Annotated in this window: 23 protein-coding genes; 12 read left to right on the top strand and 11 right to left on the bottom strand. The window is 60.4% G+C overall.

The features are described from left to right. Window positions 1–107 precede the first annotated feature (107 nt). The 8 genes from iolD to ACYZUD_RS11225 all read left to right on the top strand — a co-directional run bounded on the left by iolD (window position 108) and on the right by ACYZUD_RS11225 (window position 10643). Window positions 108–2039, top strand: a complete 1932-nt coding sequence (gene iolD / locus ACYZUD_RS11260) for a 3D-(3,5/4)-trihydroxycyclohexane-1,2-dione acylhydrolase (decyclizing) (protein WP_462024064.1) — start codon at window positions 108–110, stop codon at window positions 2037–2039. Between the two features lie 35 nt (window positions 2040–2074). Next, the gene (gene iolG, locus ACYZUD_RS11255; protein WP_462024063.1) at window positions 2075–3085 is read left to right on the top strand and encodes a bifunctional inositol 2-dehydrogenase/D-chiro-inositol 1-dehydrogenase; all 1011 of its coding nucleotides are present in this window, start codon (window positions 2075–2077) and stop codon (window positions 3083–3085) included. A 122-nt stretch (window positions 3086–3207) separates the two neighbouring features. Continuing rightward, window positions 3208–4260: a Gfo/Idh/MocA family protein gene (locus tag ACYZUD_RS11250; RefSeq protein ID WP_462024062.1), complete on the top strand. Its 1053-nt coding sequence runs from the start codon at window positions 3208–3210 to the stop codon at window positions 4258–4260. 156 nt (window positions 4261–4416) lie between these two features. Beyond that, window positions 4417–5343 (top strand): sugar ABC transporter substrate-binding protein, encoded by a 927-nt coding sequence (locus ACYZUD_RS11245; RefSeq protein WP_462024061.1) that lies wholly within the window; start codon window positions 4417–4419, stop codon window positions 5341–5343. Window positions 5344–5413: 70 nt separating this feature from the next. Beyond that, window positions 5414–6979 (top strand): sugar ABC transporter ATP-binding protein, encoded by a 1566-nt coding sequence (locus ACYZUD_RS11240; RefSeq protein ID WP_462024060.1) that lies wholly within the window; start codon window positions 5414–5416, stop codon window positions 6977–6979. 57 nt (window positions 6980–7036) lie between these two features. After that, window positions 7037–8059 (top strand): ABC transporter permease, encoded by a 1023-nt coding sequence (locus ACYZUD_RS11235; protein ID WP_008153855.1) that lies wholly within the window; start codon window positions 7037–7039, stop codon window positions 8057–8059. A gap of 327 nt (window positions 8060–8386) precedes the next feature. Further along, window positions 8387–8791 (top strand): TraR/DksA family transcriptional regulator, encoded by a 405-nt coding sequence (locus tag ACYZUD_RS11230; protein WP_007907888.1) that lies wholly within the window; start codon window positions 8387–8389, stop codon window positions 8789–8791. A gap of 247 nt (window positions 8792–9038) precedes the next feature. Beyond that, window positions 9039–10643, top strand: coding sequence for a methyl-accepting chemotaxis protein (locus ACYZUD_RS11225; protein WP_462024059.1), 1605 nt, complete (start codon window positions 9039–9041; stop codon window positions 10641–10643). Window positions 10644–10803: 160 nt separating this feature from the next. Here ACYZUD_RS11225 and ACYZUD_RS11220 read toward each other — a convergent pair whose 3' ends face one another. From ACYZUD_RS11220 to ACYZUD_RS11210, 3 genes are all read right to left on the bottom strand, one after another. Continuing rightward, complete coding sequence (locus tag ACYZUD_RS11220; RefSeq protein ID WP_134099589.1) at window positions 10804–11043, bottom strand: DUF2789 domain-containing protein; 240 nt, start codon at window positions 11041–11043, stop codon at window positions 10804–10806. 132 nt (window positions 11044–11175) lie between these two features. Continuing rightward, window positions 11176–11406, bottom strand: a complete 231-nt coding sequence (locus ACYZUD_RS11215; protein WP_449643923.1) for a hypothetical protein — start codon at window positions 11404–11406, stop codon at window positions 11176–11178. A 159-nt stretch (window positions 11407–11565) separates the two neighbouring features. After that, on the bottom strand, window positions 11566–11814 hold the full coding sequence (locus tag ACYZUD_RS11210) for a hypothetical protein (RefSeq protein WP_462024058.1): 249 nt from the start codon (window positions 11812–11814) through the stop codon (window positions 11566–11568). 411 nt (window positions 11815–12225) lie between these two features. On the opposite strand from ACYZUD_RS11210, the gene ACYZUD_RS11205 reads away from it, so the two are divergent. The 3 genes from ACYZUD_RS11205 to ACYZUD_RS11195 all read left to right on the top strand — a co-directional run bounded on the left by ACYZUD_RS11205 (window position 12226) and on the right by ACYZUD_RS11195 (window position 14033). Further along, a complete protein-coding gene (locus ACYZUD_RS11205) occupies window positions 12226–12696 on the top strand; it encodes a hypothetical protein (RefSeq protein WP_007907879.1) in 471 nt (156 codons plus the stop codon). Continuing rightward, entirely contained in the window at window positions 12696–12899 is a 204-nt protein-coding gene (locus ACYZUD_RS11200; RefSeq protein WP_462024057.1) for a hypothetical protein, read from the top strand. Before ACYZUD_RS11205 ends, ACYZUD_RS11200 begins: the two co-directional genes overlap by 1 nt. A gap of 117 nt (window positions 12900–13016) precedes the next feature. Then, window positions 13017–14033, top strand: a complete 1017-nt coding sequence (locus ACYZUD_RS11195) for an ABC transporter substrate-binding protein (protein ID WP_462024056.1) — start codon at window positions 13017–13019, stop codon at window positions 14031–14033. A 122-nt stretch (window positions 14034–14155) separates the two neighbouring features. Here ACYZUD_RS11195 and ACYZUD_RS11190 read toward each other — a convergent pair whose 3' ends face one another. Further along, entirely contained in the window at window positions 14156–16288 is a 2133-nt protein-coding gene (locus tag ACYZUD_RS11190) for a TonB-dependent receptor (RefSeq protein WP_462024055.1), read from the bottom strand. An 89-nt stretch (window positions 16289–16377) separates the two neighbouring features. Then, entirely contained in the window at window positions 16378–16764 is a 387-nt protein-coding gene (locus tag ACYZUD_RS11185; protein WP_462024054.1) for a DUF2946 domain-containing protein, read from the bottom strand. Window positions 16765–16859: 95 nt separating this feature from the next. On the opposite strand from ACYZUD_RS11185, the gene ACYZUD_RS11180 reads away from it, so the two are divergent. Then, window positions 16860–17297, top strand: coding sequence for a DUF3995 domain-containing protein (locus ACYZUD_RS11180; RefSeq protein ID WP_462024053.1), 438 nt, complete (start codon window positions 16860–16862; stop codon window positions 17295–17297). Window positions 17298–17410: 113 nt separating this feature from the next. Here the strand turns inward: ACYZUD_RS11180 and ACYZUD_RS11175 are convergent, their stop codons facing one another. Genes ACYZUD_RS11175 through ACYZUD_RS11150 form a run of 6 tightly spaced genes read right to left on the bottom strand, consistent with a single transcriptional unit; the run spans window position 17411 to window position 23474 of the window. Then, complete coding sequence (locus tag ACYZUD_RS11175) at window positions 17411–17773, bottom strand: Na+/H+ antiporter subunit G (protein WP_462024052.1); 363 nt, start codon at window positions 17771–17773, stop codon at window positions 17411–17413. Beyond that, a complete protein-coding gene (locus ACYZUD_RS11170; RefSeq protein ID WP_462024051.1) occupies window positions 17770–18048 on the bottom strand; it encodes a K+/H+ antiporter subunit F in 279 nt (92 codons plus the stop codon). The genes ACYZUD_RS11175 and ACYZUD_RS11170 overlap by 4 nt, the downstream gene beginning before the upstream one ends. Beyond that, window positions 18045–18533, bottom strand: a complete 489-nt coding sequence (locus ACYZUD_RS11165) for a Na+/H+ antiporter subunit E (RefSeq protein WP_462024050.1) — start codon at window positions 18531–18533, stop codon at window positions 18045–18047. Before ACYZUD_RS11165 ends, ACYZUD_RS11170 begins: the two co-directional genes overlap by 4 nt. After that, entirely contained in the window at window positions 18530–20215 is a 1686-nt protein-coding gene (locus ACYZUD_RS11160; protein WP_462024049.1) for a monovalent cation/H+ antiporter subunit D, read from the bottom strand. Before ACYZUD_RS11160 ends, ACYZUD_RS11165 begins: the two co-directional genes overlap by 4 nt. Further along, window positions 20212–20556, bottom strand: coding sequence for a Na+/H+ antiporter subunit C (locus ACYZUD_RS11155; RefSeq protein ID WP_003202835.1), 345 nt, complete (start codon window positions 20554–20556; stop codon window positions 20212–20214). The genes ACYZUD_RS11160 and ACYZUD_RS11155 overlap by 4 nt, the downstream gene beginning before the upstream one ends. Next, window positions 20556–23474 carry a monovalent cation/H+ antiporter subunit A gene (locus tag ACYZUD_RS11150; RefSeq protein ID WP_462024048.1) on the bottom strand — a complete coding sequence of 973 codons (2919 nt, stop codon included), beginning with the start codon at window positions 23472–23474 and terminating at the stop codon, window positions 20556–20558. Before ACYZUD_RS11150 ends, ACYZUD_RS11155 begins: the two co-directional genes overlap by 1 nt. Window positions 23475–23587 lie beyond the last annotated feature (113 nt).

Here is a 23587-nt window from a genome sequence, read left to right as displayed (position 1 = left end):
GAAGGCTGCGATCTTTTGATTTTGTTTTTTAAGATCAAGATCAAAAGATCGCAGCCTTCGGCAGCTCCTACAGGGGGATCGGATTTGCATTCACAAAAGGTGCAAGCATGACCACAACAAGACTGACCATGGCCCAGGCCCTGGTGAAATTCCTCGATAACCAGTACATCGAGGTCGACGGGGTTCAAAGCAAATTCGTCGCCGGGATCTTTACCATTTTCGGCCACGGCAACGTGCTGGGCCTGGGGCAAGCCCTGGAGCAGGACAGCGGCGACCTGATCGTCCATCAGGGCCGCAACGAGCAAGGCATGGCCCATGCCGCGATCGGTTTCGCCAAGCAGCACCTGCGGCGCAAGATCTACGCGTGCACCTCGTCGGTGGGGCCAGGCGCGGCGAACATGCTGACCGCTGCCGCCACCGCGACCGCCAACCGCATTCCCTTGCTGCTGTTGCCCGGCGATGTCTACGCCTGCCGTCAACCGGACCCGGTGCTGCAACAGATCGAGCAGTTCCATGACCTGAGCATCAGCACCAACGATGCGTTCAAGGCCGTGAGCAAATACTGGGACCGCATCAACCGCCCCGAGCAGCTGATGACCGCCGCGATCCACGCCATGCGCGTGCTCACCGATCCCGCCGAAACCGGCGCCGTGACCCTGGCCTTGCCGCAAGACGTGCAGGCCGAGGCCTACGACTATCCCGATTACTTCCTGCAAAAACGCGTGCACCGTATCGAGCGCCGTCCGGCCACTGAAGCGATGCTCGGTGATGCGCTGGCGTTGTTCAAAGGCAAGCGCAAACCGCTGATCATTTGTGGTGGCGGGGTCAAATATTCTGGTGCCAATGCGGCATTGCAGGCGTTCGCCGAGCGCTTCGATGTTCCCTTCGCCGAAACCCAGGCTGGCAAGAGTGCGGTGGTGTCCAGCCATGCGCTGAACGTCGGCGGTATCGGCGAAACCGGATGCCTGGCGGCGAATCTGCTCGCGAAGGAGGCCGATCTGATTATCGGTGTCGGCACTCGCTACAGCGATTTCACCACGGCGTCGAAATCGCTGTTCCAGCATCCTGAAGTGCAATTTCTCAATCTCAATATCAGCCCGTGCGATGCCCTGAAACTTGATGGCGTGCAACTGTTGGCCGACGCCAAAGTCGGGTTGCAGGCCTTGACCGAAGCCTTGGGCGATTACCGTTCGGCGTGGGGCGAACAGCCCCGGCAGGCCAAGGTACAACTGGAAGAGGAAGTCGATCGCCTCTATCAGGTCGAATACCAGAACCAGGGCTTCACTCCGGAAATCAACGACCACCTGGACCCGGCGGTGCTGCGCGAATTCATCGAACTGACCGGCTCGTGCCTGACCCAGAGCCGTGTGCTCGGCGTGCTCAATGAAACCCTCGCCGACGACGCAGTGATCGTCGCCGCCGCCGGCAGCTTGCCCGGCGACTTGCAACGCAGCTGGCGCAGCAAGGGCGTAAACACCTATCACGTCGAGTACGGCTATTCCTGCATGGGCTACGAGATCAACGCCGCGTTGGGGGTGAAGCTCGCCGAGCCTGAGCGCGAGGTCTATGCGCTGGTGGGCGACGGCTCTTACATGATGCTGCACTCGGAGCTGGCGACCTCGATCCAGGAACGCCGCAAGATCAACGTGGTGCTGCTCGACAACATGACCTTCGGTTGCATCAACAACTTGCAGATGGGCAACGGCATGGACAGCTTCGGCACCGAGTTCCGTTTCCGCAACCCGGAAACCGGCAAGCTCGACGGCGGTTTCGTGCCGGTGGATTTCGCCATGAGCGCGGCGGCGTATGGCTGCAAGACCTACAAGGTGAACACGGTTGAAGAGCTCCAGGCAGCATTGGCTGATGCACGTTTGCAGACGGTGTCGACGCTGATCGACATCAAGGTCCTGCCCAAGACCATGATTCACGGCTACCTGTCGTGGTGGCGGGTCGGCGTGGCGCAAGTCTCCACCAGCGCCCGCACCGACGCGGTGGCCAAGACCCTGAATGAACGACTGGCCAAGGCCCGTCAGTACTGATTGCCCTGAATCGAACAACAACAAGGAGTCCTTACATGTCATTGAAGTTAGGCGTCATCGGCACCGGGGCCATCGGCCAGGATCACATTCGTCGTTGCAGCCAGACCTTGCTCAACAGCCAGGTGGTCGCCGTCACCGACATCAATTTGCAGCAAGCGGCCAAGGTCGTTTCCGAGCTGAAACTGACCGCCGAGATCTATCCCGATGGCCACGCACTGATCAAGACACCGGACGTCGAGGCAATCCTCGTCACCTCCTGGGGCCCGAGCCACGAAGCGTTTGTGTTGGCCGCAATTGCCGCCGGCAAACCGGTGTTCTGCGAGAAGCCACTGGCGGTGACTGCCGAAGGTTGCCGCAAGATCGTCGAGGCCGAAGTGGCCCACGGCAAACGCCTGGTCCAGGTCGGTTTCATGCGCCCGTACGACGAGGGTTATCGCGCACTCAAAGCGGTGATCGACAGTGGCCAGATCGGCGAGCCGCTGATGCTGCACTGCGCCCACCGCAACCCGACCGTGGGCGAGAACTACAAGACCGACATGGCGATCACCGACACGCTGATCCATGAGCTGGACGTGCTGCGCTGGTTGCTCGATGACGACTACGTGTCGGTGCAGGTGGTGTTCCCGCGCAAGAGCAGCAAGGCCCTCGGGCATTTGAAAGACCCGCAGATCGTGCTGCTGGAAACCGCCAAGGGCACGCGTATCGACGTGGAGGTTTTCGTCAATTGCCAGTACGGCTACGACATCCAGTGCGAAGTGGTGGGGGAGACCGGCATCGCCAAATTGCCCGAGCCGTCCCAGGTTCAATTGCGCAGCGGGGCGAAGTTGTCGAATGCGATTCTGATGGACTGGAAGGATCGCTTCATCGCGGCGTATGACGTCGAGTTGCAGGCGTTCATCGATGGCGTGCGGGCCGGGCAGGTCGGCGGGCCTTCGGCGTGGGACGGGTTTGCGGCGGCAGTCGCCGCCGATGCCTGCATCGAAGCGCAGAACAGCGGGGCTATCGTCAAAGTCGCACTGCCAGAGCGCCCACACTTCTACGGCTAACCCCAATGTAGGAGCTGCCGAAGGCTGCGATCTTTTGACCTTGCTTTTCAAAATCAAGATCAAAAGATCGCAGCCTTCGGCAGCTCCTACACACGTGCATAACTATAAGAAGGAGTGGATTCATGCGTATCGGACTTGTCGGTTACGGCCATGGCGGCCGGTTTTTCCATGCCCCGTTGATCAGCAGTTTGCCGGCGGCGACGTTCGTGGGCGTGGTCACCCGTTCAGCGGAGCGCCGACAGTTGCTGGCGGCTGAACATCCCGGCGTGCCGGCCTTCGACAGCATCAGCCAACTGGTGGAAGCCGGGATCGATGTGCTGGTGGTGTCGACCCCGCTCAAGGGCCGTCCGGCGCTGGTGCTCGACGGCATCGAGCACGGCGTGGCGGTGGTCAGCGACAAGCCGTTTGCCGCCGATGCGCAGCAGGCGCAAACCCTGATCACCATGGCCGAGCGCCAGGGTGTGCGGCTCAGCGTCTATCAGAATCGTCGCTGGGACTCGGACTTCCTCACCGTGCGCAAACTCATCGAGTCCGGCGCGCTCGGCCAGGTTACCCGTTTTGAATCGCGGATCGAACGTTACTCGCCACAGTCGGTGGACAGCGGCAGTGGCGGCGGATTCCTGCGGGATTTGGGCAGTCATCTGGTGGATCAGGCGTTGCTTTTATTTGGCCCGGTGACACGGGTCTACGCCGAACTGGAATACCTGGAAAAAGGCCAGGCCTTCGACAACGGCTTCTTCATGTCCCTGACCCACGCCAATGGCGTGACCTCGCACTTGGGCGGCAGTTGCCTGCAAAACACCCCCGGCCCTCGCTTTCGGGTGACCGGCACTCAGGGTTGCTACAGCGTCGACGGCCTGGACGGGCAGGAGGCCTCGGCGCTCGCCGGGCTGACGCCGAAATCCGAAGGCGAACGCTGGGGCGTGGAAGAGCATCGCCGCTGGGGCTGGTTCGAACAGGGCGAAGTGCGCGAACGGGTTCCCTCCGAACGTGGCTGCTGGAATCAGTTCTATTTGCAGCTGCAAACCGCGTTGCAGAGCGGTGGCCCACTGCCCGTAGATGCCCGTGATGCACTGGCGGCCACCCGCGTGCTAGACGCTGCGCGGCTGAGCTTCGAGCGGCATCAAGTGGTGGAATTGAGCCCGTTCGAGAGTCATGGAATAAAATCAGAATAAAATTCTAAAATGAGTTGATATAGAAATTATTTTCCAATAAAGTCATTTCCAGCGACCTGCCACGCGCTACGTTTCAACTCTTTTCCTGCTTGTCCGCTTACTGAAATCGTCACGCCTCATCCATAAAACCAACAAGAATGTGGAGAAAGACTTTTCATGAAGACCAAGATCCGTTTTGCCTCACTTGCCTTGTCCCTGATGTTCGCCAGCGGCGCTGCACTGGCCGACCTGAAGATCGGCGTCAGCATGTCGCAGTTCGATGACACCTGGCTGACCTACCTGCGTGAATCGATGGACAAGAAAGCCAAGTCCTATCCCGACGGTGTCCAGCTGCAGTTCGAAGACGCTCGCAGCGACGTGGTCAAGCAACTGAGCCAGGTAGAAAGCTTCATCAGCCAGAAAGTCGATGCCATCGTGGTCAACCCGGTGGATACCGCCGCCACCAAAAAAATCACCGAAGCCGCCGTCAAGGCCGGCATCCCGCTGGTGTACGTCAACCGTCGTCCCGATGACCTGAACCTGCCCAAAGGCGTGGTGACGGTTGCCTCCAATGACCTCGAAGCCGGGCAAATGCAGATGCAGTACCTGGCCGACAAGATGGGCGGCAAGGGCGATATCGTGATTCTGCTGGGCGACCTCGCGAACAACTCCACCACCAACCGCACCAAGGGCGTCAAAGAGGTGCTGGCCAAGTACCCGAACATCAAGATCGAGCAAGAGCAGACCGGCATCTGGCTGCGGGATAAAGGCATGACCCTGGTCAACGACTGGCTGACCCAGGGCCGCAAGTTCGATGCGATTGTCTCCAACAACGACGAAATGGCCATCGGTGCCGCCATGGCCCTGCAGCAGGCCGGCGTTGAAAAAGGCAGCGTGTTGATTGCGGGTGTCGACGGTACGCCGGACGGTTTGAACGCTGTGAAGAAGGGTTCTCTGGCGGCTTCGGTGTTCCAGGACGCCAAGGGCCAGGCCGACGGTTCCATCGATACTGCAGTGAAAATGGCGAAGAACGAGCCGGTCGAAAAAGCCGTTTGGGTGCCATTTCGCCTGATCACTCCGCAAAACGTCGACCAGTTCAAATAGTCCGTCCGCTCAATAACAACAATAAGTACGCAAGGTGGCGACCGCGACCTTGCTGATGGAGTACCTGATCATGTTCGCTTCAGCGACTGCTTCGAGCACACCGTTGGTGGGGATCCAGCCAACCGCAACACCTGTCGATGAGCCGTATCTGCTGGAGATCATCAACGTCAGCAAGGGGTTTCCCGGTGTGGTGGCCTTGTCCGATGTGCAACTGCGAGTCCGCCCCGGCTCCGTGCTGGCCCTGATGGGCGAGAACGGCGCGGGCAAATCCACCCTGATGAAAATCATCGCCGGCATCTATCAGCCGGACGCCGGCGAACTGCGCCTGCGGGGCAAGCCGGTGGTGTTCGAAACGCCACTGGCGGCGCTTCAGGCCGGGATCGCGATGATCCACCAGGAACTCAACCTGATGCCGCACATGAGCATCGCCGAGAACATCTGGATCGGCCGTGAACAGCTCAACGGCCTGCACATGATCGACCACCGCGAGATGCACCGCTGCACGGCGAAGCTGCTGGAACGGCTGCGGATCAACCTCGACCCGGAAGAGCAGGTCGGCAACCTGAGTATCGCCGAGCGGCAGATGGTCGAGATTGCCAAAGCCGTGTCCTATGACTCCGATATCCTGATCATGGACGAACCGACTTCCGCCATCACCGACAAGGAAGTTGCCCACCTGTTTTCGATCATTGCCGACCTCAAGAGTCAGGGCAAAGGCATCATCTACATCACTCACAAAATGAACGAAGTGTTCAGCATCGCCGATGAAGTGGCGGTGTTCCGCGACGGTGCCTACATCGGCCTGCAACGGGCCGACAGCATGGACGGCGACAGTCTGATATCGATGATGGTCGGCCGCGAATTGAGCCAGTTGTTCCCGGTGCGCGAGAAGCCGATCGGCGATCTGTTGCTGTCGGTGCGCGACCTCAAACTGGACGGGATTTTCAAAGGCGTGTCCTTCGACCTGCATGTCGGCGAGATCCTCGGCATTGCCGGGTTGATGGGGTCGGGGCGGACCAACGTTGCCGAAGCGATTTTCGGCATCACCCCGAGCGACGGTGGCGAGATTCGCCTCGATGGCGAGGTGGTGCGCATCAGCGATCCGCACATGGCGATCGAGAAGGGCTTCGCGCTGTTGACCGAGGATCGCAAGCTCAGCGGCCTGTTCCCGTGCCTGTCGGTGCTGGAGAACATGGAAATGGCCGTGCTGCCACACTACGCCGGCCACGGGTTCATCCAGCAAAAAGCCTTGCGCGCCTTGTGCGAAGACATGTGCAAGAAGTTGCGGGTGAAAACCCCGTCGCTCGAGCAGTGCATCGACACGCTGTCCGGTGGTAATCAGCAGAAGGCCTTGCTGGCGCGCTGGCTGATGACCAACCCACGAATCCTGATTCTCGACGAGCCAACCCGCGGCATCGATGTCGGCGCCAAGGCCGAAATCTACCGGCTGATTTCCTACCTCGCGAGCGAAGGCATGGCGGTGATCATGATTTCTTCGGAGCTGCCGGAAGTGCTCGGCATGAGCGACCGGGTGATGGTCATGCACGAGGGCGATCTGATGGGCACCCTCGACCGCAGCGAAGCGACCCAGGAACGGGTGATGCAATTGGCCTCGGGCATGTCCGCGGTTCACTAATTGATGCCGGCGGTGACTGCGGCCATCGTCGACGACGCGATAGAAGGGTGAGTGGTTATGAACGCGATACTGGAAAACAAGCCAGCAACGGCACCGGTCAAGAGTCGCCGGCGCTTTCCGACCGAACTGAGTATCTTCCTGGTGCTGATTGGCATCGGCCTGGTGTTTGAGGTGTTCGGCTGGATCGTGCGGGACCAGAGCTTCCTGATGAACTCACAGCGTCTGGTGTTGATGATCCTGCAAGTGTCGATCATTGGCCTGCTGGCCATCGGCGTGACCCAGGTGATCATCACCACCGGCATTGACCTGTCCTCCGGCTCGGTGCTGGCGCTGTCGGCGATGATTGCCGCCAGCCTGGCGCAGACTTCGGACTTCGCCCGGGCGGTGTTTCCGTCGCTGACCGACTTGCCGGTATGGATTCCGGTGATCGCCGGGCTCGGGGTGGGCCTGCTGGCGGGGGCAATCAACGGCAGCATTATCGCCATCACCGGGATTCCGCCGTTCATTGCTACCCTCGGCATGATGGTGTCGGCCCGTGGCCTGGCGCGCTACTACACCGAAGGCCAACCGGTGAGCATGCTCTCGGATTCCTACACCGCGATAGGACACGGCGCGATGCCTGTGATCATTTTCCTGGTGGTCGCGGTGATTTTTCACATCGCCCTGCGTTACACCAAGTACGGCAAGTACACCTACGCCATCGGCGGCAACATGCAGGCGGCGCGCACCTCGGGGATCAACGTCAAGCGGCATCTGGTGATCGTCTACAGCATCGCCGGGTTGCTTGCCGGGCTGGCGGGAGTGGTGGCTTCGGCACGGGCCGCGACCGGTCAGGCCGGGATGGGCATGTCGTATGAGCTGGATGCAATTGCCGCGGCGGTCATCGGCGGCACCAGCCTGGCCGGGGGCGTCGGGCGCATCACCGGTACGGTGATCGGTGCACTGATCCTCGGGGTGATGGCCAGCGGCTTTACCTTTGTGGGGGTGGATGCGTATATTCAGGACATCATCAAGGGACTGATTATTGTGGTGGCGGTGGTCATCGACCAGTATCGCAACAAGCGTAAACTCAAGCGCTGAGCCGCAGTCGAAGCAGCCAATGCGCCACGCCTGACCCGCGTGGCGCAGCCGTTTGTCTTCTATGTACAGCCGCTCGGTTGAATTTCTTGCTATAAACGCACTCCGATAACCACCGCAAAGGGCGCCATAGAGCACTTTCAGGGCTTTGTCGGACAAATTCGCTGTCTTTTCAGTTGCTGAGGCCTCAAGTCGGCCTTAGACTGCCGCCCCTCGTAAATTGAGTGCCGGGTGGCGCTTGGAACAAACGGCGCCTTTCCGATGGCCTGCCCAGGTCCGCCGGAACGCTCCCTAATTCGCCTTAATGCACGTTTTTTTATAGAGATATCAATGACAAAGGACAAGTTGCTGGCCATGCCGGCGGATGACTACATGAATGCCGAGCAACATGCTTTTTTCTCCGAGCTGTTGCAGAACATGAAAGTCGAAACCCATGAGCGTATCGAACAGAACCGCATCGCCATCGAGAGCCTGGACACCCCGGCCGATCCGGCCGACGCTGCTTCCGTTGAAGAAGAGCGCACCTGGCTGGTGAACGCGATCGATCGCGACCAGCGCATGCTGCCTCAGTTGGAACAGGCTCTGGAACGCATCAAGGAAGACAGCTTCGGCTGGTGCGACGACAGCGGCGAGGCCATTGGCCTCAAGCGCCTGCTGATCAGCCCGACCACCAAGTACTGCATCGAAGCTCAAGAGCGTCACGAGCAGATCGACAAGCACCAGCGTCAGGCCTGATTCTGCAAGGCAACCCATTAAATGTGGGTTGTCTTGAAAAGATCGCAGCCTTCGGCAGCTCATACAGGCGTTCGCATAAACCTGTAGGAGCTGCCGAAGGCTGCGATCTTTGCTTTTCGACGTCTGCGAAAAATCCCGCGTACTTCTGTTGATCTGCTTCAGCGCCCACTACTAACGGACCATAGATAATGGCCCTGTAGTGGCGTTTAATGCCGGTACAACAATTAGAAGTGCATGGGGTGACAAGATGACGCGAGACGGAACTCTGGTCGGGCCAGTGCCTGCACCGGTGCTTGTGGCGAAAACCCGCTGGCTGACGCCGACCCTGCAAAGCATCGCCCTGATGCTCTTGTTAGGCGGCATGTCGCTTGGCGGCTGGTCGCTTTACGTCGGCCTGCCATTGGTCGTGCTGATTATCTGGCTGCCTCGCCTGCGCTCGCGTTCCGCGCCGCAAGAGATCCCCGTACAGGGTTCCAGCGCCATCGCCGAGCTGACTCGCGATCTTTCCTACACCACCAGTCATAACGCACTGTCGGCCGCCGGCGTGGCCTTCTCGGTCAAGCAACTGGCGGACAAGCTGCAATCGCAACTCGACGCGGCGGCGCAAATTGTCAGCAACGCCGAAGTGATGATCGCCACCGAACAAGCCACCTCGAAACTCAGTCGAGCCGCCCTCGGCGCGGCCAGCGAGGCTCATCAGAGCAGCGCGGCGGGGCGTACGGAGCTGATCGAGTCCATCTCGCGCATGCATCAACTCAGTCAGCGCGCCAGCAACAGTCGCGAACTGATCGAAGCCCTGAGCCTGCGTAGCGACGACATCCAGCGGGTCACCCTGGTGATCCAGTCCATCGCCAGCCAGACCAACCTGCTGGCCTTGAACGCAGCGATCGAAGCGGCGCGGGCCGGGGAACACGGTCGCGGGTTTGCGGTGGTGGCCGATGAGGTTCGCGGTCTGGCCGCACGCACGGCGACGGCGACCGGTGAAGTCGGTGAGATGGTCGCCGATATCCAGCAACGCACCGCAGAGGTGGTGGAGCAGATTCGTCAACTGTCCAGTGACCTCGACATCGGCGTGCAGCAGGTCGAGCACACCGGTCAGCACCTGGAAAACATCGCACGTCTGGCGGCCGGCGTCGAAAGCCAGGTCGGTGAAATTGCCAAAGGCGCGGACACCAACCGCGAACAACTCGACAGCCTGTTCCACTCCATCGAGCAGATGCGCAGCGATCTGGCGATCAGCGACCAACAGACCCAACGTCTGGCCCACGCGGCTGTGCAAATGGAAGGTCAGGCTGAAACCATCAGCGAACGCCTCGCCGAAGTCGGACTGGATGACTATCACCAGCGGATTTATGACCTGGCCCGTGAAGGGGCGAGTCAGATTGCGGCGCGCTTCGAAGCGGATATCGACGCGGGCCGTGTCAGCCTCGACGACTTGTTTGATCGCAACTACCAGGCGATTCCCAACACCAGTCCGGCCAAGTACCAGACTCGCTTCGATCGCTACACCGATCAGGTACTGCCGACGATCCAGGAACCGTTGCTGCCGCGCCATGAGGGTCTGGTGTTCGCCATCGCCTGCACCCAGCAAGGCTACGTGCCGACCCATAACAAGGTTTTCAGCCAGCCACTGACCGGTGATGTGCAGGTCGATACCCTGCAAAACCGCACCAAACGCAAATTCGCCGACCGCACCGGGATCCGCTGCGGCAGCCATCAACAGGCCGTACTGTTGCAAACCTACACCCGCGACACGGGCGAACTGATGCACGATCTTTCGGTGCCGATCATGCTGAAAGGGCGACATTGGGGTGGTTTGCGGCTGGGCTACAAGCCGGAAAATCCTCGCTAGGTGCGTAGCCTGATAACCGGAGAGTTAAGCATGACGCTTAATTGTGGCAGGGAGCTTGCTCCCGCCGGACTGCGTAGCAGTCCAATCTTGGGGCCGCTTCGCAGGCCAACGGGAGCAAGCTCCCTCGCCACAGATTTTTCGTAGACTCAGGATAGGCGGGCTAGTGAATCTGGTGCATGCGCAGGTTGAGGTCGTCCACCACCCGCGCCCAATCGGCGTCTTCACGCAATTGTTCTTTCAGGAAACCCGCCTGTTGCGGGCTCCAGAACTCGGCATCAATGAGTTTCTTGTCGTCGGCCAAGGGTGAATGGCTGGCGATGAAATCGTCGATGGCTTTCTCGCTGGAGTCCAGGCCGAGCTGGTCGAACAAGCCTTTCAAGTCGTGTGTAGGTGAATCCATCTTCATCTCCTTGCGGGTCGCGCCGAGTGCGAGATCTGAGGTGCGGCTTCTATTGCATCTGAGGGGGCCGCGCTCCAGGAGTTCGATAGCGATGTTCTAGAGCAGGAGTGAGCATAGACGGCAAATCGACTGTCAGGCTTTCAATGCACCTTCATCGACGGCAAGCTTCAGGGCCTTGGCGGCCTCCTGGGCGGCGATCGCGGCGACGTCGGAAGTCTTGAACCAGCGATCCTTTTCGACCTGGTGATACGTCACTGTAGTCAGCGGGGGTTTGGCGCGCATGACAATGACTGCCTGGAATTCGCCTTCGACTTCTCTGGCTTCGCCCCGGATAAAAAATTCGCCGATATCAAATTCCGTCACGTAGCAGCCTTCCCTTGGAAATATTCTGTTGTGTTGAACGCTGCCCGCCCGGGAGGGTGCGCTTCAATGGCCGACCAGTATGGCAGTAGTTGCCTGCCGACGGCTGAGTTAAGTCGTCGGCATGACGAAACGTCTATAGGGATGAACGATGCGGGTGTGTCAAAGGCGTGATTCGAGTGAGCGGGCGAGGGCACAGGCTTCGTTATGATTGCTGCGGAAACCTCTGACGTGACCAGTGGAAATTTCCTTGATGTGGAAGAAGGCATTGCCGGCCAGAACGACCTGAAACCGTGGCGGGGCAAGGTATTCAGGGGGATACTCATGCGGCTCGAACACCACGGAAGGCGGCGTCGACGAGTTGTTTATGTCGCGTGCCTGGGTGCTGGCGAAGTGTGTCAGGGTGCACATATGAAGTCCTTTTCATTGTTTTACCGACGTGTGTACGTCGTTTTGGGTAGTCTCGGTGAGCATCGCTGCTCTAGAATCAGCGTCACTGGTTAGGATCGATGTTCATCTAAAGCAATTTTTTTCTGGCGATATGTCGGAAAAGTGCTTTTTTTAAAGAGTTTTTTCCCTAAGGTTGGTAATCCGTTTTTTCTGGCCGTCAGAAGGGCATTTTCCTTCAACCTCTGACGAACTCCGGGCAAGACGACGTGGGGGACGTTCCAGTAGTCTTCTCAAACCTCGCGATGGATGAGCCCTCTGCTCGTCTCAGGATTTCAGCCCGGGTCATTTGGCGACACCTTCGGCATTGCCGCTTTTTTCTGCTGTGCGCCGCTTTCCTGTGTGCAGCACCATTTCAGATGTGGGGATGTTTCCTTGGCAGTAAGTAATCTCGATATGCATGCTTTGTTCGTGCTGGGTGATTTGCGCGCAAAGCTGGTTAAACAGTTTCAGTCACGTTTCGTTTACATCACCGAACAGAACGCTGAAGGCATTTACATTGCCGAACTCGACACCGAATCAGCGCTGGTGGTGGACGACAAGCCAGGACTCAAACTCAAGGTCGGCGACCATTTCAGCGCTTCTGTATTGCCCAGTCGCGAAGGCGGCAAGCTGGACATCAAGTTCCGCGAAATCAAGCTGACGGTTTACGGGTTGGGTGATTACGCATTCGTGACCACCGCCGACGGCCACGGGATCGTGTTCAAGGAAGGTCATAGCGTGGTGATGGTGTTCGCTGCCCACCAACAGTTGCAGGAAGGCCTGACCAAAACCCTGAAAGCCGTGACGGCCAAGGCCGCCAAGTGGCGCAAGGGTGAACTGGTGACCTTCAAGGCCAGCGAGTAATGCCCCTGACCCGCGCCGATTTTCACGAACAGAACCACGCCAACGCGCAAGTCGAGGCCCGGCGGCTGTTCGACCAGAAGGCTGTTTTACACGGTGCATGGCTGGGTTGGGTGGCGTCACAGATCTACCTGTTGCGTCCGGCGGAGTACGCCAGCATGGTACGAAGAGAGCTGGCGCGCTTGCAGGAACCTTCCGAAAACTGATCGACATCCCTCGAAAGCAGGAACCTCTACTACAGTCAGTTGACTGAGTATTTTGAGGCTTGCGGTCTTCTGTCAGGCCATCCCGCTATTGCTGTGAACAGCACGAGGTGCAAAAGCATGAACGGATTTCGACGGTTGCTGGCCGCTGCCCTGGCCACGTTCGGTTTGCTGGCTTCTCCCGTCCCGGTGTTCGCGGCCCAGGCCCCGATCCACTTCGCCGACCTGAACTGGGAAAGCGGCAGCCTGATCACCGACATCCTGCGGATCATTGTCGAGAAGGGCTACGGGCTGCCGACCGATACTTTGCCGGGGACGACCATTACCCTGGAGACCGCACTGGCCAACAATGACATTCAGGTCATCGGCGAAGAATGGGCCGGGCGCAGTCCGGTCTGGGTCAAGGCTGAGGCCGAAGGCAAAGTCGTGAGCCTGGGCGATACGGTGAAGGGCGCCACCGAAGGCTGGTGGGTGCCGGAGTATGTGATCAAGGGCGACCCGGCCAAGGGCATCAAGCCGCTGGCGCCGGGCTTGCGCAGTATCAGCGACCTGCCGAAGTACAAGGACGTGTTCAGCGATCCGGAAACCCCGGGCAAGGGACGTTTCCTCAACAGCCCGATCGGCTGGACGTCGGAAGTGGTCAACAAGCAGAAGCTCAAGGCCTATGGCCTGGACGACAGTTATGTGAATTTCCGCAGCGGCTCCGGGGCGGCGCTGGACGCGGAGATCAGTTCGTCGATTCGTCGCGGCAAGCCGGTCCTGTTCTATTACTGGTCGCCTACGCCATTGCTGGGTCGCTTCAAGCTGATTCAGCTGGAAGAGCCGCCGTTCGACGCCGAAGCCTGGAAAACCCTGACCGACGCCGATAACCCGAATCCGAAACCGACGCGCTCCCTGGCCTCAAAGCTGTCCATCGGCGTGTCCACGCCCTTCCAGAAGCAGTATCCGCAAATTGCCGAGTTCTTCAGCAAGGTCGACTTTCCGATCGAGCCGTTGAACAAGGCGCTGGCTGGAATGAGCGAAAAACACACCCCGCCACGTCAGGCGGCGGAGGCGTTCATGAAGGCGCACCCGGAGGTGTGGCAGGCGTGGGTGCCTAAGGATGTGGCGGATAAGGTGGCTGCCGAGTTGAAATAAACCGATAACCCGTAGGAGCTGGCGAAGCCTGCGATCTTTTGATTTTGTTTTTAACGACAAGATCAAAAGATCGCAGGCTTCGCCAGCTCCTACAGGAATCGGTACATCCGGTAGATCGAGGACTAAAACCGGGTCTGCACCGCCAATTCAAAAGTCCGCGGTGTACCGAGGTAATACGCCGGCGACACATGGGCAAACTTGGCATACACCTCGTTGGTCAGGTTGCGCACCCGGCCCGTGACGGTGGTGTGCTGATCGACCTTGTAACTGAGAAACGTGCCGTAAAGCGTGTACGACGGCACGGTCATGGTATTGGCGCTGTCGGCAAACACCGAAGCCACGTACCGCGCATCGACGCCTGCCTGCCATTGCGGCGCCAGGTCATAGGTCAGCCACAGATTGCCAACCCGGTCCGGCACGTTGGTCGGTGTATTGCCTTTGCGTGAAACCGTCACCCCCGCAGCATTCTTCTCGGTGAACTCGTCGTACCGGGCGTCGACCCAGGCGAAGTTGCCCTCGGCCAGCCACTTGTCGGTGATCCTGAAAGAGCTGGCCAACTCAATGCCTTTGGACGTCTGCTGACCCACTGGAATGCTGCGGGTCGGGTCCAGCGGATCGGTCACCGCGAAGTCCTTGCGCTCAATGGTGTACGCCGCCACTGTCGCCGAACCGCGACCGTCCAGATAATCGAACTTGCTGCCGACTTCCCATTGTTTGCCAGTGGACACGTCGAAGTCCTGAGTGCCATTGGGCTGCTCGGCGGCGGTGCTGTATTGCACGTAGACATTGGCGGAGGGAATGAACTGGTAGGTCAGGCCGACCCGACCGGTCAGCGGCTCCCAGCTGCGTTTCAAATGCCGGGGATTGCTGGTGGTCACCTCCCGGTGATTGGTCACGTCCAGGTCGATGTCGTCGTAACGCAAGCCGGTCAGCAACGCCAGCTTGTCGGTCAGCGCCAAGCGGTTCTCGGCGAACAGGGCCTTGGTGGTGACCTCGTTGGTCTTGTCGCTGACAAACCCCGGTTTGGTGCCGGGGATGTCATAGAAATGCCCCGGCTGGAAATTGTTCGGGTCGACGGTGCTGGCGCCTTTGACATTCAGCGGCGAGTTGGTGGTCTGGTTGACCTTGTACTCGAAGCCGCCGGCCCAGGTGGTGTCCAGACCGAACAAGGTGTTGTCGTGGCGCAGTTCGAACTGGTTGCCGTTCTGTTCACCCTGATGCCGGACCTGATACGCCGTGGAGCGATTCACCGCGCTGTTGTCGGCGTTGTACTGGTAGGTTTCCAGGTTGCGGTAATCGCGCTGACTGTCGAGGTGGTAGAGGGTGTTTCGCAGGGTGGTGCTGTCATTGATCCGGTAGTCGATGATCGAGCGAACCCAGATCGTGCGCTGCTCGTAGCGGCCATCCTCGACGTTGTAGTTGTTGAAGCGGTTGTGCTTGTCGATCCTTAACTCGCCGGCCTTCGGGTTGAGTACCGGTGTGCCCCAGTAAGGACTGTCCTCGTGTTCATCCTGATATTCCAGGGCCAGGGTGTGGGACAGGTTCGGCGTCAGGTCACTGAGCAAGGAGAACGCCACACTCCACGCATTGCGTTCCTGACGGTCGATGTAGCCGTTGCCGGTGTTGTGGCTGACGTCCAGGCGCGCGTAGTGCTGCACGTCCGCGCCGGCCTCGCTCAGGGCGTGGTTGAGGCCGAAGGCGGTTTCGGTGGTGTCGTAAGTGCCGTAGCTGACCCGGCCTTCGACGGCTTGTTCTTCACGGGTCGCCAGTTTGGTCACGTAGTTCAGCGAACCGCCCACGGAGCCGGCACCATTGATCAGCGATGACGGTCCGCCCACCAGTTCGACCCGATCATAAATCCACGCATCCACCGGCCGCGCGAGCCCGCTGGAGACGTTGATGCCATTGAACATCTGGGTGATCTGACTGTTGGTGAAACCACGGTAGGAGATGAATCCGCCGAAGCCCGGTGGTGCGCTGGCATTCACCCCGGGCAAGGTGTTGGCGGCGTCCTGAAAGTTCTGCGCGCCGTGGCGTTCAATATCGTTGCGGTTGGCGATCGCCACCGACGCCGGGGTTTCCCGCACGCTCAAGCCCAGGCGCGAGGCCATGCCGCTGGATTGATCAAGGCTCAGGCCCGGATCGGCGCCTTGTTCGCCATCAATGGTGATCGGCGCGAGATCGACCGTGGATTGCGCCCAGGCGTTAACGGACAGGCAGCCGAACAGGCTGGCCAGCAAAGGAATGGTTTTCATCGATGAATCCTGAATTCTTGGCTAGGAAACAGCGCACAGGCAAACGCCACGCGTTGGCGAAGTGGGCTGATCGGAAAAGGCAAAAAAACTCAGGCGAGCGGTGGGGCGCGAGGATTGGCCGATGGCCAGGTGAAGCGGGCGGGGAGGTCAGCGTTGGCGATGACGGCCAGTGGCGGGCTGTGCTGCTCCGGCAGGATCGCCAGGGTCAGGCTGGAGTTGAGCGCCGGGCCCATGCCGCCGGTGGAGCACAACGGGCAGCCGAAGGCCTTGGACAGGGTCGGCAGTTGGTCTTCGGAGGTGTTTGAGGAAGCCGGCACCTGGGTGGCCGGGTCGACCGTACAGAACTGGCCGCCGATGCCGTTGAGTTGCATCCCGACCATTTGCCCGTGACCGATGCTGCAGGCGAACACATTGAACAGGACGCAGCAATAGAGCATCCAGGCAATGAGTGAGCGATCGGTTCGGGCAAGTTTCATGGAGCGGCACTTTACCACCGCCCATCACGAATACCCTTACAAAAACGTTCAAGGAAGTTCATCCTGCTGCGACATTTCACGCTGGATGTCTGAATATGAGCCTGATGATCGCGCAATGGATGGCTGCCATCTTTCTGTTGATCAGTCTGATCCACCTGTATTGGGCGGCGGGTGGCAAGTTGGGTAGCGAGGCGGCGGTCCCACGAATGCCCGGGGAGGGCGGCGGGGAATCAAGGCCGGCCTTCAAGCCTTCACGGTTTGCCACGGTACTGGTGGCGGTCGGGTTGTTGCTGATCGCCATGCTGGTGTGCCTGCGGGTCGGCCTGTATTTGCCCACGGTGCATCACTGGTCGCTGCAATGGGTGATCAGTGCCATCGCGATGCTGATGTTCGCCCGGGCGATCGGCGATTCGAATCTGGTGGGGTTTTTCAAGCAGGTGAAGGATTCGCGGTTTGCCCGGCTGGATACTTGGGCTTACTCGCCGTTGTGTGTGGTGTTGGGGGCGGGGTTGTTGGCAGTCGCCTGGATCTGAGAGCACGGCAAGATCAAAAGATCGCAGCCTCGTTTCACTCGACAGCTCCTACAGGGAAATGCAAAACCCATGTAGGAGCTGTCGAGTGAAACGAGGCTGCGATCTTTTGGCGTCTAACTCCCGCTCTCAGTGCGCCGACTACTCACCTCAGCCGGCACATCATCCCCCGCCATGCGCTTGCGGAACAACGCCGCCCGCGCCAGCAGCAATGTCGTCACCGGCACCGTGATCGCCAGCAGAATCGGAATCAGCCAGGCATGCAACACCGGCCCGGACTTGAGTGCCGAAAAGTAAATGATCGAAGCCAATGCCACGCACCACGCGCCCAGCGTCGACGCCAGGGCCGGCGGGTGCATGCGTTGAAAGTAATCTTTCATCCGCACCAGGCCGATGGCGCCGATCAGCGCAAACAGGCTGCTGAGCACCAGCAGGATCGCCACCGGTATTTCAACCCACAAAGACGGTTCAGCGCTCATTCGATCACCTCGCCGCGCAGCAGGAATTTCGCCAGGGCAAACGAGCCGACGAAGCCGAACAGCGCAATCAGCAGCGCCGCCTCGAAGTACGTGTCACTGGAATAGCGAATGCCCAGCGTCAGCATCATCAGCATGGCGACGATGTACAGGTAATCCAGCGCCAGGACCCGGTCTTGGGCCGACGGCCCTTTGAACAGGCGGATCAGGGTCAGAATCATCGCCACCGAAAAAATGAACAGGCTCAGCAGGATTGTGTTCGACAGCAATGCGCTCATTCGAAGATCTCCATCAAGGGGCGCTCGTAGGTCGCCTTGAAGTGCTCGATAAACAGCGCTTCATCATCCAGATCGAAAACGTGCAGCAACAGGATGCTGCGATCCAGCGCCAGTTCCGACCAGACCGTACCGGGCACCACCGTGCAGATCATTGACAGCGCGGCCAGGCCGTTGGCGTCGCGCAGGTCCAGCGGCACCTTGATGAATCGCGAGCGTGGCGGACGACGACCGGCATTGAGCACGCCCCAGGCCACGGCGAGGTTGGACACCACCACGTCGCGACCGACCAGGAAGAACAAACGCAGGATCACGCCGGGACGACGAATGCGGATCGGCAGCGGCCGCAACTTGCGCATCATCAGCGGCGCGCAAAACCCCAGTACAGCGCCCAACAACAGATTGCCGGGACTCATCGACAGGTTCAGTACCAGCGACAACAACCACAGTGCCAGCGACAGCCACGGCGCAGGAAACAGACGCTTCATGGTTGCACCTCCGCCACTGCCGCTTTGGCCTCCGGACTGGGAATCGCCCGGGTGCCAAGCACTGCCATCACGTATTGCTGCGGGTTGTTCAAGGCATTGGCGGCGGCCTGGGTGTAGCGCAGCAGCGGTTCAGCCTTGAACGTCAGCGCAATGCTCAAGCCCAGCAGGGCGATGATCGGCACGCATTCGAAACGGCGCAGCAACGGCGACGGCCGCTCCTCGGGGGTCCAGAAGCGCTGAATGCCCAGACGCGAGAAGGCGATCAGCGACGCCAGCCCGGAAAGGATCAGCAACGCCAGCAAGCCCCACGCCGCGTTCGATACCGGCTCATCACTGCCATTGCCCAGGCCCAGCGGATTGAGCAGGGCACTGAGCAGGCCGAGCTTGCCGATGAAGCCCGAGAGCGGTGGCATGCCGATGATCAGCAGCGAGCAGGCGATAAAACTCAAACCGAGGAAGGCCATGGTCCAGGGAATCACCTGGCCGACCACGGCTTTCTGCTCGTCATCGAGGTTGATGCCTTTGGGCGGTTGCAGGGATTCCATCGGTCGAGGAAGCAGGTCGCCGTCGTCAAACAGCGGCATTTCATTGGCCGAACGCGAACGCTCGATCAACTCGGCCAGCAGGAACAGCGCACTCAACGCCAGGGTCGAACTGACCAGATAGAACAGCGCCGCGCCGATCAGGTTCGGCTGGGCGAAACCGATGGCCGACAGCAGGATCCCCGCCGATACCAGAATGCTCAGGCTGGCCATGCGTTCCAGGCGTTGTGCGGCGAGGATCGCCACCGCCGCGCAGACGATGGTCGCCATGCCGCCGTAGATCAGCCAGTCGCCGCCAAAATACGCCGAGGCACCGGCCTGACCGGAGAACAGCAAGGTCCACAGGCGCAGCAAGGTGTAGACGCCGACCTTGGTCATGATCGCGAACATCGCCGCCACCGGCGCGCTGGCCGCGGAATAGGCCGGCACCAGCCAGAAGTTCAGGGGCCACATCCCGGCCTTGGCCAGGAACGCCACGGCCAGAATCGCCGCGCCGGCATGCAACAGACCGCGATCGGCTTCCGGCACCAGCGGGATTTTCAGCGCCAGGTCTGCCATGTTCAGGGTGCCGGTGACGCCGTAGATCAGCGCCGCGCCGATCAGGAACAGCGACGAGGCCAGCAGGTTGATCGAGATGTAATGCAGCCCCGACGACACCCGCGCCCGACCCGAACCGTGGAGCATCAGGCCGTAAGACGCCGCTAGCAGCACTTCAAAAAACACGAACAGGTTGAACAGGTCCGCCGTCAGGAACGCGCCATACAGGCCCATCATCTGGATCTGGAACAGCGCGTGGAAGCTCGAACCGGCGCCATCCCAACGGGCCATGGCGAACAGCAGGGCGCTGACGCCGATGATCCCGGTCAGTACCAGCATCAGCGCCGACAGGCGATCGACCACCAGCACGATTCCGAACGGCACTTGCCAGTTACCGGGCAGGTACACGCCGATGGAGCCGGGCACGCCGGTTTCCTGGGTCCATTGCAGCAACAGCACGGCAATGCCCAGTCCCACCAGACTGGAAAGCAGATTGATCTTGGCCTTCAGCGGCCGGTGTTTCTCACCCAGCATCAGCATCACGGCGGCGGTCAGCAGCGGCAGTAGAATCGGTGCGGCGATCAGGTGCGGCATCAGATTCATTCTTTAGGCTCCCGGCCATCGACATGGTCGGTCCCGGTCAGGCCCCGGGAGGCCAGCAGCACCACCAGAAACAGCGCGGTCATGGCGAAGCTGATCACGATGGCGGTCAGCACCAGCGCTTGCGGCAGCGGATCGGTGTAATGCAGCAGGTCCTGGGGCACGCCGTCCTTGATGATCGGCTCCTTGCCGATAAACAGGCTGCCCATGCTGAAGATGAACAGATTGACGCCATAGGACAGCAGGCACAGGCCCATGACCACCTGGAACGTCCGTGGCCGCAGCACCAGCCACACGCCGGACGCGGCGAGCACGCCGATGGCGATTGCGATGACTTCTTCCATCAGACGGCTCCTTGCGTGGCGACGGATCTGGGCAGGGCAGCGGTCTTGTGACCGCGTACCGATTGGTGGGCGAGGGCGGTGAGGATCAGCAGGGTCGAGCCGACCACCACGGCATATACGCCGATGTCGAAGAACAGCGCGCTGGCGATGTGAATGTCACCGAACACCGGCAGTTCGAAATGCCAGGTGTGGGTGGTCAGGAACGGATAACCGACCACCATCGCCCCAAGTCCGGTGACCGTGGCAAACAGTAGGCCGGTACCCATCCAGCGCAGCGGTCGCAGGCTCATTTGCGCCTCGACCCACTGCGTGCCGGCCACCATGTATTGCAGGATGAACGCCACCGACATCACCAGCCCCGCGACAAACCCGCCGCCCGGCTGATTGTGGCCGCGCATGAACAGGTAGATCGACACCACGAACGCAATCGGCAGCAGCAGGCGCACCAGCACCGCCGGCACCATCATGAAACCGAGCGCGGTGTCGCTGGCCGAACGCGGGTTGACCAGGTCGGTGACCACGTCGGGCGCCAGCAAACGCTGTTGCGCGGGCAGTTGCAAGCTTTCTTTCGGCGGGCGGAAGCGTCGCAGCAGGGCAAACACGGTCAGGGCCACCGCCACCAACACGGTGATTTCACCGAGGGTGTCGAAGCCACGGAAGTCCACCAGCATCACGTTGACCACGTTGCTGCCGCCGCCCTCGGGCAAGGCGCGGCTGAGGTAGAACGAGGAAATGTCGTTGGGCGTCTGGCGCGTCAGCATCGCGTAGGACAGCAGCGCCATGCCGCCGCCGACCACGGTCGACAGCAACAAGTCGCGGATACGGCGGATGCGTGCCTTGCGCAGACTGCTCGGCAGCGGCGAGACCTCTTCGATCCGTCGCGGCAGCCAGCGCAGGCCCAGCAGGATCAGCACCGTGGTCACCACTTCGACCACCAGTTGCGTCAGCGCCAGGTCCGGCGCCGAGAACCAGACGAAGGTCACGCAGGTCATCAGGCCGCAGACGCTGACCATGGTCAGGGCCGCAAGTCGGTGATACTTGGCCTGCCACGCCGCGCCGAGGGCACAGGCAATCGCCAGCAGCCAGAGGGTCACGAACACGATCGAGCCCGGAATCTTCGGCCGGTCGCCCCAGCTCAGGCTGCTGTGGAGCATCGGAATCAACCCGGCGAGCACGGCGGCGAGCACCATCAGGAACAATTGGGTTTGCAGGCGTTTGGTGCTGATCCGCCGCTCCAGGCGACGGGCCAGGCGCATCATGATCACCAGGCTGCGCTCGAACAGACGCTTGCCGTTGAACAAACCGATGATCGGCGGGTATTTGAAACGTCCGCGCTTGAGCTGATTGCGCAGCAACAGGTAGAGCACGATACCGCCGGACATGGCGATCAGGCTCATGATCATCGGCGCGTTCCAGCCGTGCCAGATCGCCAGGCTGTATTCCGGCAGCGTGCCGCCCACAACCGGCAAAGCGGCAGCAGCTAGTAACGAGCCGACGACTTGCGCCGGGAAAATCCCCACGATCAGGCAAGCGAACACCAGCAACTCCACCGGCGCTCGCATCCAGCGTGGCGGTTCGTGTGGGGTGTGCGGCAGGTCGGTGGCGGTGGGGCCGAAGAACACGTCGACCGTGAAACGCAGGGAGTAGGCGACGCTGAACGTGCCGGCGATGGTCGCGACGATCGGCAGGGTCATCTCGACCCATGCCGTCGCGTTGATGAACACGGTTTCGGCGAAGAACATCTCTTTCGAGAGGAAGCCGTTGAGCAGCGGCACGCCCGCCATCGAGGCGCTGGCGACCATGGCCAGGGTGGCGGTGAACGGAATCAGTTTGATCAGGCCGCTGAGCTTGCGAATGTCCCGGGTGCCGCTTTCGTGGTCGATGATCCCGGCGGCCATGAACAGCGAGGCCTTGAACGTCGCATGGTTGAGAATGTGGAACACCGCGGCCACGGCGGCCAGCGGACTGTTCAGGCCCAGCAGCAGGGTGATCAGGCCCAAATGGCTGATGGTCGAGTAGGCCAGCAAGCCCTTGAGATCGTTCTGGAACATCGCGCAGTACGCGCCGAGCAACAAGGTGCACGCGCCGGCCCCGCTGACGATGTAGAACCATTCTTCACTGCCGGACAACGATGGCCACAGCCGTGCCAGAAGAAAAACGCCAGCCTTGACCATGGTCGCCGAGTGCAGATAGGCCGAGACCGGTGTCGGCGCCGCCATCGCGTGGGGCAGCCAGAAGTGGAAGGGGAACTGCGCACTTTTGCTCAGCGCGCCGATCAGGATCAGGGGCAACAGAATAGGGTAGAGGGCATGTGCGCGAATCAGATCGCCGGCGGCCAGGACCTTGTCCAGGTCATAGCTGCCGACCACATGGCCAAGCAGCATGACCCCCGCCAGCAGACACAAACCGCCCGCACCGGTGACCATCAGCGCCATATAAGCACCGCGTCGCGCATCGGCGCGGTGGTGCCAGTAGCCGATCAACAGGAACGAGAAGAGGCTGGTCAGCTCCCAGAAAAACACGATCTGGATCAGGTTGCCGGAGATCACCAACCCGAGCATCGCGCCCATGAACGCCAGGAAAAACGCGAAGAACCGCGGCACCGGATCGTCCGGCGACATGTAGTAGCGGGCGTATAAAGAGACCAGCGTGCCGATGCCCAGCACCAGCATCGAGAACAGCCAGGCGAAACCGTCCATGCGCAGGACGAAGTTCAGGCCCAGGCTCGGTAGCCAGAAAAACTCTTCGCGGATTACGCCGCCATCGGCGATTTGCGGGTACAGGAGAGCGACCTGAATGGTGCCGATCAAGGCAACCAGGCCAGCCAACAAAGATTCAGTGTTACGCGCGTTGTGCGGCAGCAAGGCTGCCAGACAGCTGCCAATGAAAGGCAGAAGCAGTAGAACTATCAGGGACATAGGCTTCTAATCTGCGGAAGTTTGTGAAGCATCATACGTGCCAGTCCCCGGATCGCCAAACGCCAAGCTGTCGCAGAATCCTACAAGGTAGATGGAAAATTCCTGATTCACAT

Source organism: Pseudomonas sp. XS1P51 (assembly GCF_054897845.1).
This window is presented reverse-complemented; position numbering and strand designations above follow the sequence as displayed.

What these genes read in the sequence shown, in the direction of transcription:
- iolD (WP_462024064.1), top strand. Translation starts at nt 108, where the DNA reads ATGACCACAACAAGACTGACCATGGCCCAGGCCCTGGTGAAATTCCTC.
- iolG (WP_462024063.1), top strand. Translation starts at nt 2,075, where the DNA reads ATGTCATTGAAGTTAGGCGTCATCGGCACCGGGGCCATCGGCCAGGAT.
- ACYZUD_RS11250 (WP_462024062.1), top strand. Translation starts at nt 3,208, where the DNA reads ATGCGTATCGGACTTGTCGGTTACGGCCATGGCGGCCGGTTTTTCCAT.
- ACYZUD_RS11245 (WP_462024061.1), top strand. Translation starts at nt 4,417, where the DNA reads ATGAAGACCAAGATCCGTTTTGCCTCACTTGCCTTGTCCCTGATGTTC.
- ACYZUD_RS11240 (WP_462024060.1), top strand. Translation starts at nt 5,414, where the DNA reads ATGTTCGCTTCAGCGACTGCTTCGAGCACACCGTTGGTGGGGATCCAG.
- ACYZUD_RS11235 (WP_008153855.1), top strand. Translation starts at nt 7,037, where the DNA reads ATGAACGCGATACTGGAAAACAAGCCAGCAACGGCACCGGTCAAGAGT.
- ACYZUD_RS11230 (WP_007907888.1), top strand. Translation starts at nt 8,387, where the DNA reads ATGACAAAGGACAAGTTGCTGGCCATGCCGGCGGATGACTACATGAAT.
- ACYZUD_RS11225 (WP_462024059.1), top strand. Translation starts at nt 9,039, where the DNA reads ATGACGCGAGACGGAACTCTGGTCGGGCCAGTGCCTGCACCGGTGCTT.
- ACYZUD_RS11220 (WP_134099589.1), bottom strand. Translation starts at nt 11,043, where the DNA reads ATGGATTCACCTACACACGACTTGAAAGGCTTGTTCGACCAGCTCGGC.
- ACYZUD_RS11210 (WP_462024058.1), bottom strand. Translation starts at nt 11,814, where the DNA reads ATGTGCACCCTGACACACTTCGCCAGCACCCAGGCACGCGACATAAAC.
- ACYZUD_RS11200 (WP_462024057.1), top strand. Translation starts at nt 12,696, where the DNA reads ATGCCCCTGACCCGCGCCGATTTTCACGAACAGAACCACGCCAACGCG.
- ACYZUD_RS11195 (WP_462024056.1), top strand. Translation starts at nt 13,017, where the DNA reads ATGAACGGATTTCGACGGTTGCTGGCCGCTGCCCTGGCCACGTTCGGT.
- ACYZUD_RS11190 (WP_462024055.1), bottom strand. Translation starts at nt 16,288, where the DNA reads ATGAAAACCATTCCTTTGCTGGCCAGCCTGTTCGGCTGCCTGTCCGTT.
- ACYZUD_RS11185 (WP_462024054.1), bottom strand. Translation starts at nt 16,764, where the DNA reads ATGAAACTTGCCCGAACCGATCGCTCACTCATTGCCTGGATGCTCTAT.
- ACYZUD_RS11180 (WP_462024053.1), top strand. Translation starts at nt 16,860, where the DNA reads ATGAGCCTGATGATCGCGCAATGGATGGCTGCCATCTTTCTGTTGATC.
- ACYZUD_RS11175 (WP_462024052.1), bottom strand. Translation starts at nt 17,773, where the DNA reads ATGAGCGCTGAACCGTCTTTGTGGGTTGAAATACCGGTGGCGATCCTG.
- ACYZUD_RS11170 (WP_462024051.1), bottom strand. Translation starts at nt 18,048, where the DNA reads ATGAGCGCATTGCTGTCGAACACAATCCTGCTGAGCCTGTTCATTTTT.
- ACYZUD_RS11165 (WP_462024050.1), bottom strand. Translation starts at nt 18,533, where the DNA reads ATGAAGCGTCTGTTTCCTGCGCCGTGGCTGTCGCTGGCACTGTGGTTG.
- ACYZUD_RS11160 (WP_462024049.1), bottom strand. Translation starts at nt 20,215, where the DNA reads ATGAATCTGATGCCGCACCTGATCGCCGCACCGATTCTACTGCCGCTG.
- ACYZUD_RS11155 (WP_003202835.1), bottom strand. Translation starts at nt 20,556, where the DNA reads ATGGAAGAAGTCATCGCAATCGCCATCGGCGTGCTCGCCGCGTCCGGC.
- ACYZUD_RS11150 (WP_462024048.1), bottom strand. Translation starts at nt 23,474, where the DNA reads ATGTCCCTGATAGTTCTACTGCTTCTGCCTTTCATTGGCAGCTGTCTG.